General features: G+C 50.9%; 10 protein-coding genes. 5 read left to right on the forward strand and 5 right to left on the reverse strand.

The annotated features are described in order from the left end of the window. Window positions 1–102: 102 nt before the first annotated feature. The 3 genes from ilvB to leuB are packed head-to-tail and all read right to left on the reverse strand — an operon-like array spanning window position 103 to window position 4,568. A complete protein-coding gene (gene ilvB / locus ACTQ3K_RS09925; RefSeq protein ID WP_441567532.1) occupies window positions 103–1,791 on the reverse strand; it encodes a biosynthetic-type acetolactate synthase large subunit in 1,689 nt (562 codons plus the stop codon). A 21-nt stretch (window positions 1,792–1,812) separates the two neighbouring features. Then, the gene (gene ilvD, locus ACTQ3K_RS09930) at window positions 1,813–3,480 is read right to left on the reverse strand and encodes a dihydroxy-acid dehydratase (protein WP_441567534.1); all 1,668 of its coding nucleotides are present in this window, start codon (window positions 3,478–3,480) and stop codon (window positions 1,813–1,815) included. Next, window positions 3,477–4,568, reverse strand: a complete 1,092-nt coding sequence (gene leuB, locus ACTQ3K_RS09935; RefSeq protein ID WP_441567536.1) for a 3-isopropylmalate dehydrogenase — start codon at window positions 4,566–4,568, stop codon at window positions 3,477–3,479. Before leuB ends, ilvD begins: the two co-directional genes overlap by 4 nt. Before the next feature lie 431 nt (window positions 4,569–4,999). Between leuB and ACTQ3K_RS09940 the strand changes: the two genes are divergently transcribed. The 5 genes from ACTQ3K_RS09940 (at window position 5,000) to ACTQ3K_RS09960 (ending at window position 9,266) form a co-directional block, all read left to right on the forward strand. Beyond that, a complete protein-coding gene (locus ACTQ3K_RS09940; protein WP_441567538.1) occupies window positions 5,000–6,469 on the forward strand; it encodes a nicotinate phosphoribosyltransferase in 1,470 nt (489 codons plus the stop codon). Window positions 6,470–6,481: 12 nt separating this feature from the next. Next, window positions 6,482–7,207, forward strand: coding sequence for a lysophospholipid acyltransferase family protein (locus tag ACTQ3K_RS09945; RefSeq protein ID WP_441567540.1), 726 nt, complete (start codon window positions 6,482–6,484; stop codon window positions 7,205–7,207). A gap of 375 nt (window positions 7,208–7,582) precedes the next feature. Then, the gene (locus ACTQ3K_RS09950; RefSeq protein ID WP_441567542.1) at window positions 7,583–8,536 is read left to right on the forward strand and encodes a Gfo/Idh/MocA family protein; all 954 of its coding nucleotides are present in this window, start codon (window positions 7,583–7,585) and stop codon (window positions 8,534–8,536) included. Between the two features lie 210 nt (window positions 8,537–8,746). Beyond that, entirely contained in the window at window positions 8,747–8,968 is a 222-nt protein-coding gene (locus ACTQ3K_RS09955) for a BrnT family toxin (protein ID WP_441567604.1), read from the forward strand. Further along, window positions 8,961–9,266: a BrnA antitoxin family protein gene (locus ACTQ3K_RS09960; protein ID WP_441567544.1), complete on the forward strand. Its 306-nt coding sequence runs from the start codon at window positions 8,961–8,963 to the stop codon at window positions 9,264–9,266. The genes ACTQ3K_RS09955 and ACTQ3K_RS09960 overlap by 8 nt, the downstream gene beginning before the upstream one ends. A 72-nt stretch (window positions 9,267–9,338) precedes the next feature. On the opposite strand, the gene ACTQ3K_RS09965 is transcribed toward ACTQ3K_RS09960, so the two are convergent. Together ACTQ3K_RS09965 and ACTQ3K_RS09970 are read right to left on the reverse strand one after the other, a co-directional pair. Next, window positions 9,339–10,706, reverse strand: a complete 1,368-nt coding sequence (locus tag ACTQ3K_RS09965) for a CCA tRNA nucleotidyltransferase (RefSeq protein ID WP_441567606.1) — start codon at window positions 10,704–10,706, stop codon at window positions 9,339–9,341. 341 nt (window positions 10,707–11,047) lie between these two features. Continuing rightward, window positions 11,048–12,385 carry an IS200/IS605 family accessory protein TnpB-related protein gene (locus ACTQ3K_RS09970; protein ID WP_441567546.1) on the reverse strand — a complete coding sequence of 446 codons (1,338 nt, stop codon included), beginning with the start codon at window positions 12,383–12,385 and terminating at the stop codon, window positions 11,048–11,050. Window positions 12,386–12,396 lie beyond the last annotated feature (11 nt).

Consider the following 12,396-nt stretch of genomic DNA (forward strand, 5'->3'; position numbering starts at 1 on the left):
GTAAAGTCACCAGGCCTCATTTTTGTTAAAATTTTAGCCAATCCGAAGCAGTTCCAACGGGTTCTTTGCAAAATCACGGCCGATTCCGGACTCTTTACATCTTTATTCGGCTTCTCTCTGATCCAGATCCTCCTGATTAAAGGCCTCCTCGATGGCTGCTCCGGGAGCTACCATAGGAAATACCTTGTCATCACTGTCGATCTGGACATCGATGATCACGGGGCCGCCTGCTGCCATGGCTTCGCGGATCGCAGGTTCCACTTCTTCTTTCTTTGTGACGCGGATTCCCTTTGCACCAAGCGCCTCCGCCACCTTCACAAAGTCCACCTTGTCCTCCAGGACTGTCGCAGAATACCGTCCGCCGTAGAACAGAGTCTGCCACTGGCGCACCATACCAAGCACATGATTGTTGATAACAATGTCAACCACGGGAATATTATAGCGGGACGCCGTTGCGATCTCATTCATATTCATACGGAAGCATCCGTCTCCGGCGATATTGAATACCGGAACATCCGGCTTTCCGACCTTTGCGCCGATAGCTGCACCAAGACCGTAGCCCATGGTGCCCAGGCCGCCGGAGGTCAGGAACGTACGAGGCTTCTTATACTTGTAGAACTGTGCTGCCCACATCTGATGCTGGCCTACATCTGTCGTAATAATCGCATCGCCCTGAGTTACTTTATAAAGCGTTTCGATCACATAAGGGCCGGTCAGTCCATCGGGATTATAGGTAAGAGGATAGGCTTCTTTCAGCTCCTCCACCTCTTTCATCCACTTTTCATGATGCTGCGCGGTGAGTCGTTCATTTAAGATCTTCAGAACCGCATTTGCATCGCCGATCACCGATGCATCGGTATGGATATTTTTATTTACCTCTGCCGCATCCACATCGATCTGGAGGATCTTTGCATCACGGGCAAACTTCTTCGTATTTCCGGTCACACGGTCACTGAACCGGGCGCCAATGGTGATCAGCAGATCACACTTCGTAATTCCCAGATTGGAACTCTTTGTTCCGTGCATGCCGACCATGCCAGTATAGCGGGGGCTATCGCCGGGATACGCACCCTTGCCCATAAGAGTATCAGCCACAGGAGCATCCACCTTCTCCACGAACTCTGCCAGCTCCTCACTGGCTCCGGAGATGGTCACACCGCCGCCCACAAAAATATACGGCTTCTTTGCCTTTTCAATCAGGTCAATCGCCTTCTTGATATCTGCTTCTTTGATGGTATTGACCTTGGGAAGAATCTTCGCAGGCTTCATGGGAACATATTCCGCTGCATTGGCCGTTGCATCCTTGGTAATATCCACCAGAACCGGGCCGGGGCGTCCCTCTGCCGCAATCTTAAAGGCTCTGCGGAGGGTATCCGCCAGTGTGCTGACATCCTTTACAATAAAGCTGTGCTTTGTGATGGGCATTACCACACCGGCAATGTCCACCTCCTGGAAGCTGTCCCGTCCAAGAAGTCCCACCGTTACGTTGGCCGTAATGGCAACCAGCGGAATGGAATCCATCTGAGCCGTGGCGATCCCGGTTACCAGGTTGGTCGCACCGGGGCCGGAGGTTGCCAGACAGACACCAACCTTTCCGGTAGCTCTCGCATAGCCGTCTGCCGCATGAGCCGCACCCTGCTCATGAGAGGTCAGAATATGGGTGATCTCGTCCGAATGTTTATATAATGCATCATAGATATTCAGTATTGCGCCGCCGGGATAACCGAATACGGTATCAACTCCCTGCTCCTTCAGGCACTCTACTACGATTTCCGCACCTGTCAGTTTCATGTTTTCCTCCTCGTTTGCCTTTTACTTCTTGATCTCCAGAACTGCACCGCGGTTTCCGGAGGTTACCAGACTTGCATATCTTGCCAGATAGCCGGTTGTGATCTTCGGCTCTCTGGGCTGCCACTTCTCACGGCGCTTTGCCAGCTCTTCATCGGAAACCCGCACGTTGAGCTTATGGGCATCAATATCGATCTCGATGATATCGCCCTCTTCGATCAGTGCAATGGGGCCGCCTACGGCTGCTTCCGGGGAAACATGACCGATGGATGCACCTCTGGACGCACCGGAGAACCGGCCGTCGGTAATAAGCGCCACGCTGGAGCCAAGTCCCATACCTGCGATAGCAGAAGTGGGGTTCAGCATTTCTCTCATGCCGGGGCCGCCCTTGGGGCCTTCATAACGAATTACGACCACATCACCGGCAACAATCTTTCCGCCCTTGATGGCTGCAATGGCATCCTCCTCACAGTCAAAGACGCGGGCAGGGCCTTCATGCTTCATCATCTCCGGAACAACCGCGGAGCGCTTTACAACGCCGGAGTCGGGAGCAATGTTGCCCTTTAAGATTGCGAGGCCGCCGGTCTGGCTGTAGGGGTTGTCCAGAGGACGGATTACTTCTTTATTTAAGATCTCATGGCCTGCAATATTCTCTCCGACCGTTTTTCCGGTCACAGTGATGAGATCCGTGTATAACAGATTCTTCTTGGTCAGCTCATTCATAACGGCATACACGCCGCCTGCCTCATTCAGATCCTCCATATACGTCGGACCGGCCGGCGCCAGATGGCACAGGTTCGGCGTTCTTGCACTGACCTCGTTTGCGATATCCACATTCAGCTCAACGCCCGCTTCATGAGCGATAGCGGGAAGATGGAGCATGCTGTTAGTGCTGCAGCCCAGTGCCATGTCAACCGTCAGGGCATTCATAAATGCCTTCTCGGTCATGATGTCGCGTGGACGGATATTCTTCTCCAGCATTTCCATAACCTTCATGCCGGCATGCTTTGCCAGCTTGATCCGCTCGGAATAAACAGCCGGAATCGTTCCGTTTCCGGGAAGTCCCATGCCCAGTGCCTCTGTCAGGCAGTTCATGCTGTTTGCAGTATACATACCGGAGCAGGAGCCGCAGGTCGGGCACACCTTATTTTCGTATTCCTTCACGTCCGCCTCTGTCATGGTTCCTGCCGCATAGGAGCCGACTGCCTCAAACATACTGGAAAGACTCCGCTTCTTGCCATGCACATGACCCGCCAGCATGGGGCCTCCGCTGACAAATACGGTAGGGATATTCAGTCTTGCTGCCGCCATCAGAAGGCCGGGCACATTTTTATCACAGTTCGGTACCATGACCAGCGCATCAAACTGGTGGGCCAGAGCCATACATTCGGTGGAATCAGCAATCAGATCTCTCGTTACAAGAGAGTATTTCATCCCAACATGGCCCATGGCGATTCCGTCACAGACAGCGATGGCAGGAAATACAACGGGGGTTCCGCCCGCCATGGCAACACCCTGCTTTACGGCTGCCACGATCTTGTCCAGATTCATATGACCGGGAACGATCTCATTATAGGAGCTTACAATTCCGACCAGAGGACGTTCCATTTCCTCTTCGGTAAATCCGAGGGCGTTGAACAGGGATCGATGCGGTGCCTGCTGCATTCCCTTTTTTACTGCATCACTTTTCATTTCTTTATCCTTTCTGCGATCAGATCGCCCATTTCTTTCGTTCCGACTTTCTTACAGCCGTCTGAATAAATATCGCCGGTGCGGTAACCATCGGTCAGCACCTGCTGTACTGCTGCTTCCACAGCGTCTGCTTCCGCATCCAGATCAAAGGAGTACCGCAGCATCATAGCCGCCGACAGGATCGTTGCAATGGGGTTTGCAATATCCTTGCCCGCAATATCAGGTGCCGAGCCATGGCTGGGCTCATAAAGGCCGAGCTTTGTCTTTCCGAGACTGGCAGAGGGCAGCATTCCAATGGAACCGGTGATCTCGCTTGCCTCATCAGAAAGGATATCGCCGAACATGTTCTCTGTCAGGACCACATCAAACTGGGCCGGATTCATGACAAGCTGCATGGCGGCATTGTCCACCAGCATATGGCTGACGGTCACATCGGGATAATCCTTTGCCGTCTCATCCACCACGGTTCTCCAAAGCCGGGAGGAATCCAGCACGTTGGCCTTATCCACGCTGATCAGATTTCTGGAACGCTTTCTTGCGATCTCAAAGCCCTTTACGGCAATCCGGCGGATCTCATTCTCATCGTAAACCAGGGTATCCACGGCCTTGCGAATTCCGTTTTCTGTTGTTGTATGACGTTCGCCGAAATACAGGCCGCCGGTCAGCTCTCTCATGATGACCATATCAAAGCCCTTTTCGCCGATGATTTCTTTCTTTAAGGGGCAGGCCTCTGCCAGCTCCTGATACAGCCACGCCGGACGGATATTGGCAAACAGTTCCAGTCCCTTGCGGATCCCCAGAAGTCCTGCTTCCGGTCTTGTACTGGGCGCTCCGCTGTACCAGCGGGAGTTTCCGACGTTTCCTCCGACTGCTCCAAGCAGCACGGCATCGCTGTTCTTTGCCTCCTCCAGCGTTTCCTCTGTCAGCGGCACACCGTACCGGTCAATGGAACATCCGCCCATCAGAAGCTTCTTATAATGAAACTGATGACCATAAACCCTGCCCACCTGATCGAGCACCTTCATGGCCTCTGTAACGATCTCCGGTCCGATACCGTCGCCGGGAATCACTGCAACCTGAAATTCCATATGTTTTCCCTCACTTTATCTCTAATCCCTGGGGTGGCGCTCCAAGACGTTCAGCGCCATGCCGCCGCGTTATCTTTTATACTATCTTATTTTTCACCCTTTTTCAAGTTTTCCTCTGGATTTTCCACGGGGAGAGTATACGGGAATGGAATTACAGGTATAACCTGGCTTCATAAAAAGGAAGGATAACATTCCGGAAACGCCTCACATCCGTGTCTCGCCGCAGAGTACCTCTGTCTGGATTCTGGTATATCCCCTCTGTTCTGTCTTGTCATCTGTCGTGTGTTATGTAATGCTTGTGTAAAATTTATTTTATGATATAATGAGAAGATATCAGGGGCAAAATCAGAACCGGAATGTCAGAATCTGTTTCGGGTTTCCGCCCATACTAACTGAAAGAGACCGGGAGAACCCCGGCGAAAGGAGATACTATGAGTGCTCGCAATCTGACGCTGATGACAGACCTGTATGAGCTTACCATGATGCAGGGATATTTCAAGGGCGGTACGAATCCGACGGCTGTTTTCGACGTCTTCTACCGCGACAACCCCTGCGGCAACGGCTTTGCCATCATGGCCGGCCTGGAGCAGGTTATTGACTATGTAAAAAACCTCCACTTTGGAAAAGAGGAGGTCGATTATCTGAGAAGCACCGGTCTTTTCGATGAAGACTTTCTTGAATACCTCAGCAACTTTAAATTCTCCGGAGACATTTATGGAATTCCCGAGGGAACTATCATCTTCCCCCGTGAGCCTCTGGTAAAGGTTGTTGCCCCCATTATGGAAGCTCAGCTTGTGGAGACGGCGATTTTAAATATCATTAACCATCAGTGTCTTATCGCCACCAAGACCTTCCGTGTAGTTCATGCCGCACAGGGCGACGGAATCATGGAATTCGGCCTGCGCCGTGCCCAGGGGCCGGACGCCGGAATCTACGGAGCGAGAGCTGCCATGATCGGCGGCTGTATCGGAACCTCCAACGTTCTTGCCGGACAGCTTTTTGATGTACCTGTAAAAGGGACCCATGCCCACAGCTGGATCATGAGCTTCCCCGATGAGCTGACCGCGTTCCGTACCTATGCAAAGCTTTATCCCACCGCCTGCATCCTGCTGGTGGATACGTATGATACACTCCGCTCCGGTGTTCCCCATGCCATTCAGGTATTCCAGGAGATGAAGGCCGCCGGAATTCCCTTAAAGGGCTACGGAATCCGTCTGGATAGCGGTGACCTGGCATATCTTTCCAAGGAAGCTAAAAAAATGCTGGATGCTGCCGGTTTCCATGACGCTATCATCTCTGCCTCCAGCGACCTGGACGAAAACCTGATCAGCAGTCTGAAAACCCAGGGCGCAGCCATCAATTCCTGGGGCGTCGGTACAAAGATGATCACCTGCCAGGACTGCCCTGCCTTCGGCGGCGTTTACAAGCTGGCAGCACTTCAGGATCCGACAAGCAACGATTTTGTTCCGAAGATCAAGCTTTCCGAAAACACGGAAAAGGTTACAAACCCCGGAAACAAGACCACTTACCGAATCTATGACAAGAAGAACCATAAGATGATCGCCGACATGATTGCCCTCACGGATGAGGAATATTCCAGCGACCAGCCGCTTCTACTGTTCGACCCCATTGATACCTGGAAAAAGACGCATCTGGCGCCCAACAGCTACACGATCCGTGAGCTTCCGGTTCAGGTATTCAAAAAAGGCGAGTGCATCTACACCTCTCCCTCCGTTATGGAGATCCAGGCCATCTGCAGGCAGGAGCTGGATACTCTCTGGGAGGAGGCAAAACGTCTTACCAACCCGCACCGCGCCCATATCGATCTTTCCTCAAAGCTTTATGAGCTGAAGGCAAGCCTTCTGGAGGATGTAGATCATATGACCCACGGAGAAAACTAAGGAGAGTACCACATGATACGACTGATTCTTGTTGCCATCTTTCTGATCCTTTTTCTGGTGATCTTTTCTCCTGCTCTTATTGTGGAGTGGATCATCGGAAGATTCAATCCGGAGCGAAAATCAAAAAGCTCCCTGTGGCTGGTTCAGAAAGCATTCGGCATCATTCTCTTCCTGTCCGGTACAAAGGTTGATGTGATCGGACGTGAAAACATCCCTGATGATCAGCCGGTGCTCTATGTAGGCAACCACCGGAGCTATTTCGATATCGTGATCGGCTATCGGCTCATCAAGGGTGAATGCGGCTTCATTGCCAAAAAGGAAATGGAAAAAATTCCGTTTCTGCGCCGCTGGATGAAAAATATCCACTGCCTTTTCCTGGATCGTAAGAACATTAAAGAGGGCTTAAAGACCATTCTTGCCGGAATCGACAAGGTCAAGCACGGGATCAGCATCTGGATCTTTCCGGAAGGTACCCGGAACAGAGACGCCGGCATGATGGAATTTAAGGAGGGCAGCATGAAGATCGCCGAAAAAACCGGCTGTCCGATCATTCCTGTTGCCATGACCGGAACGGCAGAGATCTTCGAAAAGCACATTCCATGGATCAAAAAGAGCCATGTAACCGTCACCTTCGGCAAGCCCATCGACATCAAAACACTGGAAAAGGATCAGAAGAAGTTCCTCGGTGCCTATACCAGAGACGTGATCCTTTCCATGCTGCCGGAAGAATACCGGTAATCGTAAATACGACTCCTGATTATAGCCGAACCCCGCAAAAGCAGGGTTCGGCTGTTTTTCAGATCCGCACTTACTTTATTCCTACTTTTATCCTTATAGTTTCCCCTGCTCTTTCGCTTCACCACCAGCGCTCTGAGCCATGTCCCCGGCTCATCCTTCAATTGAACAAAGATCCTGATGAATATCTGTATTTTTCGTGGATCCACTGCCCTGGCCGGCATGAAATGATTCTTTCATTCCCGGTTGACACCTGTCGGATTTCCGAAGATAATAAAATCGTACTGATTTCACATTCACGATAACAAAAATAAAAACAAGACAGGCACAGAAAATCGTAATGAAAAAACTGGATCACATGAGGAGGACGTTCTGACTATGAAAACATTCAACTGGGGAATCATTGGACTGGGCCACATCGCCCATGAGTTTGCTGAAAATATGACCGCGCTTCACCCGATCTATGCTGCCGCATCCCGAAATCCGGAATCTGCAAAAGCGTTCGGAGAGCAGTATCATGTAACCCATATTTATAATTCTTACGAGGAGCTTCTTGGCGATCCGGCGGTTAACATCGTTTACATCGCCACCGTCAACAGTCAGCACTATAAATGGATCATGGAATGCCTGAACCATGGAAAGCATGTGCTCTGCGAAAAGGCGATCTGGGGGAATTTTGAAGAAATGAAAACAGCGGCAGAGCTTGCCCGCGAAAAGGGACTGCTGCTGTGCGAGGGCATGACCATCTACCATATGCCCATCTTTAAGGAGATCAAGAAGATGATGGCGGACGGCACTCTCGGAACCATCAAGTTCGTGGAGGCAGAGCTGGGAAGCCTGAAGGAGGAGGATCCCACCAACCGCTTCTTTAACCCGGATCTGGGCGGCGGCGCCATGCTGGACATCGGAACCTACGGCCTGTCGTTCGTTCTGTACTTCCTGTCCGGGGAACTGACTGACATGAAGCATCTCATGAGCCCTTATCCCACCGGAGTCGATGAAATGTGGGGCATCGCCCTGAAGACCAGCACGAAGGAAATCGGCAGCGTGAACTTAACGTTCCGTGCCAAGCTTCCCAAGCGCGGCATCATCGCCGGTGACAAGGCTTACATCACTGTCATGAACTATGTACGCGCCGAGAAAGCCACGCTGGTTTATCCCGACGGCCGGGAAGAAGTGTTGGAGGTCGGTGAAACCGCGAAGGCTCTCCAGTATGAGATCCAGGACATTGAAGCTGCCCTGGAAACCGGAGACTACTCCATTGCCTTCTTCGATTACACTATGAAGGTCGTTGAACTGATGGACCGTCTGCTGCGAAGCGAGGGACTGTAATTCAAAATCCTCCATTATTCAACACTATCAAATTATTGCCTGCGGCGCGATACGTCCTATCTGCCGCAGGTGTTTTATATTCTATTTTGTCTTACATTTTGTATTGTTTTTTTATTTAATGCATACTATAATATTATAAAAGGGAGGAGAACTATATTGAAATTTGAATGGGACGACCATAAAGAACAAATCAATATATAGAAGCATGGTATTGATTTCAGTACCGCAGCACTTGTTTTTAATGATATTTACCGAATTGAAACTTATGATTCTCTGCATTCTGATATAGAGGATCGATATATCACCATCGGACAAATCAATTCCATCACGCTTATTGTCATGGTCGTATATACAGAACGAACCGACGTGATACGAATCATATCTGCCAGATTGGCTACCACCCGCGAAAAGGAGGCGTACTATAATGCGTAAAACTATTGATGTAACACAAGCTCCCACCCCAGAACAAATTGCCATGCTTACAGAAGCAGCAAAGCTCCCAATTCCGGACGATGACGAATACCCGGAATTTACAGAAGCTGAACTGGCTCAGTTCAAACGTATCTCCAAAGAACGGACTGCAGACAGACAAAAACAGACTGTCACAATCCGCTTATCACCTCAGGCCCTGAAAAAAGCCAGATCCCTCGGAAAAGGATATACTTCCGTGCTCAGCCGTATCCTGGAAAATGCCTTAAATGATCCCAATACCATCAAACACTATTTATAAGATTTACAACCCCCGGAGATTTTTCGTTCTCCGGGGGTACCTTTAACCTGATCTTCTGTAATGATCCAATATTCACTTCCGCTTTGCTTCCTCTTTCTGCGTTTTTTCCGCCGGACTCTCGTTTTCCGTAGAAAATGCCAGCTTCAGCAGTGTCTCTTTTCTATTCTTTGCCGGATCGTCCAGAACAGCTTCCAGGCATCGGTTCAGGCACTGCCCCAGTTCTTTCCCCGGCTTCATGCCTGCTGCGATCAGATCGGAACCGGTGACGGCAAGGCTCTTTAAGCTCACACAGTCCCCGTCCCTCAGGATCTTCCGGTAACAGCTTTCCGCCTGTTCCAGAAGAGGAAGATATTCGGCTCTCGCATGTTCATTTTTCCCCATGCTGTCTGCAGTGCAGACCTCCAGAAGCTTCGGGAATAGCTCCCCTACCCGGTTCATGGCCCGTCGGATTCCCTTTTCGGAGATCTGGAACGGGAAATCATGATATGTCACAAGAAGCGTCACCTGATCCACCGTCTCATTATCGAACTTTAATCCCCTCAGGATCTTTCTGGCCAGCTCCGCACTGACCTTGGCATGTCCGTAAAAATGGATCCGGCCGTCCTCGCCGGTTGTCATAGTATCCGGCTTTCCGAGATCATGAAGCAGCATCGTCCATCGCAGGATATGATCGGCGCGGACGCTTTCCAGTGCCTTTAAGGTATGCTCCCCCACGGACAGATCATGGTAGGCATTCCGCTGGGGCGTCTCCATGGCACGGTCGAACTCCGGCATAACCACCGCCGTGATCCCCAGCTCATAAACCTTCCGAAAATAACCGGGATTGGCCGAGCAGAGCAGCTTGTCTAACTCCACCTGGATTCGTTCCCGGCTGATCAGCTCCAGCCGCTCCGCCATTTCCCGGATTGCTTCCTCCGTCTCCGGATCAATGGCAAATCCAAGCTGTGCCGAAAACCGCACTGCCCGCAGAATCCGCAGGGCATCCTCTCCGAACCGTTCTCTGGCGCTGCCCACGCACCGGATCACCCGTCTCTCCAGATCCTCCATTCCGCCAAACACATCGATGATTCCGGTTTTCGGACTGTATGCCATGGCATTGATGGTGAAATCCCGCCGCGCCAGATCCTCCTTTAAGCTGGCCGTGAACGCCACTTCCTCCGGGTGACGCCCGTCCCGATACTCGCCGTCGATTCGGTATGTGGTCACCTCATACCCCTCTTTCCCCAGGAGCACCGTCACCGTTCCATGCTGGATCCCGGTGTCCACCGTCCGCCTGAACAATGCCTTGACCTGCGCCGGCCGCGCCGAGGTCGTAATGTCCCAGTCACCCGGCGTCCGCCCGAGGATCGTGTCCCGCACGCAGCCGCCTACCGCAAACGCCTCAAATCCGGCCTGCTCCAGCGTATCGATGATCCGCGCCACATCAGCCGGAATCTCCATATGACAGATCTGGCCAGACAACTGTCCCGCCGGTTCTGCACCGGACAGTAAATTCTTTCTGTTATCTATGTGATTGAATTCCGTTTCAGGAACTTCATGTTCGTTCATCTGCAAACCTCCTCATATAATCAAGTGTTCTTCATCGAAAATTCAAGATTTGTGAACCGGTATTTATCCATGCTAAAAACAACATATTACTACCACAATACCCTTATTTTAATTCTCTGTGAAGCCTCACACGACTAAAGTCGCGTGCTTCCCCTTAAGTGCAGTCGATCACACGTAGCCTCTTTAGGAGGCGGGGACTACATTTCTACCGATACAGCCAGAACTCAGAATTCTTATGCCGCTAAGAACATAAGCTCCGCATTCAGGCTAATTAACGTAGACCATGTGCAGGTGCTTCTCTTACTGCATGGAGGAACTTTCGCCTCCATGAGCAACCTTGAACTTTCATCCAAGGATTTTAAGATCTCTCTGATAAAATATCTGGCTCCGATGTTATAGGAAGCTGAGAGATCACAGTTATAGACCCTGCCATTTGAAAATCTGCAGAGTCCGTATGGAGAAAAGCCGGCTTCCTGACCACGGAGGACCGTTCCACTGCCGTCATAGGCAAGACGGGAAGTCCCCCATGCACAGATCCGGCTGATATGCATGCCAAGCCGGTGTGCCTTATTTGTGACGATCGCCTGGACCTCCTGGCTCCGCCACAATTTCAGCCGCTGCTTCCTGGAGCCATGGACTTTTCCTTTTTTGTCTAAGTGTTCGAACACGATCGTGTCAGCATTGTAAAGAACAGCAGTATCGATGATAAACGTGGCCGTTTTGACAGAAATATCGTGATTGATACCCTTTGCTTTCGCCCATAGTCTTGGCATTTTCCGGTTCCCATGCTGCTGTGCTTTTTTGATCCGGTTGATGCTGTGCGTCAGATGGTCTGTTTCTTCGGAGAGTTTACAGAAATGTCTTCCGAGAATAGTGCCATCGGCACGCATCACACTGACCGTCGCAGCAGTATTGATCCCAAGATCTACAGCAACGACCGTCCGACTCCGGATATCCATATTACAAAGCGTTACTTCTTCCATGAACGGGAAATCCAAGTGCCATTCATGTCCGCGTTTCTGCAGGGTAGGGGCACACTTTTTCCGTGTGGCACACCGGTGTTCCATGTAGTCTACATCGGACTTCCGGAGCTTGACAGTCAGCCAGTCCCAGGTGTTACGGATATAGACCTTGATCTTTGCCTCATAAGTTCCTGTCTGCTGGTACATGTTCCCACGGTACATACACGGATAGATATATCCGGCTTTTGGGAAAGAAGGTTTCCTTCCGCGTGTCTTTGGTTCATCGGCTTCCCAGTTTGCCAGGTTACTCTTGTAGGAAGAGACTTTCCCGATTGCTTCATTGATTGCAGCACGCCGGATATAGCTTGGAAGTTTATAAAACCTTTTATCGAAGTCCGTATATGTTACATTCGGATGTGCCGCGGTGACATGGATCAGTGATTCCACATAGGTAAGCCGGCATTTTCCCTTTAATGGGAAGATCTGATCCCATTCATTCAGGCAGACATCGATCAGGAAGCCAGCAGCATGACGATAGACTTCTATGGTCTCGTTGAAGATATGATTATAAGTTTTGATCTTGACGCCATAAGTCGAAATGATCTTCATGCTGTGCCTCC

The organism is Candidatus Paralachnospira sp. LCP21S3_A2 (assembly GCF_052118925.1).
Taxonomy (GTDB): Bacteria; Bacillota; Clostridia; order Lachnospirales; family Lachnospiraceae; genus Lientehia.

Bases quoted from the DNA above. Each gene is read 5' to 3' on its own strand.
- ilvD (WP_441567534.1), bottom strand. From the start codon at position 3,480: ATGAAAAGTGATGCAGTAAAAAAGGGAATGCAGCAGGCACCGCATCGA.
- ACTQ3K_RS09940 (WP_441567538.1), top strand. From the start codon at position 5,000: ATGAGTGCTCGCAATCTGACGCTGATGACAGACCTGTATGAGCTTACC.
- ACTQ3K_RS09960 (WP_441567544.1), top strand. From the start codon at position 8,961: ATGCGTAAAACTATTGATGTAACACAAGCTCCCACCCCAGAACAAATT.
- ilvB (WP_441567532.1), bottom strand. From the start codon at position 1,791: ATGAAACTGACAGGTGCGGAAATCGTAGTAGAGTGCCTGAAGGAGCAG.
- ACTQ3K_RS09970 (WP_441567546.1), bottom strand. From the start codon at position 12,385: ATGAAGATCATTTCGACTTATGGCGTCAAGATCAAAACTTATAATCAT.
- ACTQ3K_RS09945 (WP_441567540.1), top strand. From the start codon at position 6,482: ATGATACGACTGATTCTTGTTGCCATCTTTCTGATCCTTTTTCTGGTG.
- ACTQ3K_RS09950 (WP_441567542.1), top strand. From the start codon at position 7,583: ATGAAAACATTCAACTGGGGAATCATTGGACTGGGCCACATCGCCCAT.
- ACTQ3K_RS09965 (WP_441567606.1), bottom strand. From the start codon at position 10,706: ATGGAGATTCCGGCTGATGTGGCGCGGATCATCGATACGCTGGAGCAG.
- leuB (WP_441567536.1), bottom strand. From the start codon at position 4,568: ATGGAATTTCAGGTTGCAGTGATTCCCGGCGACGGTATCGGACCGGAG.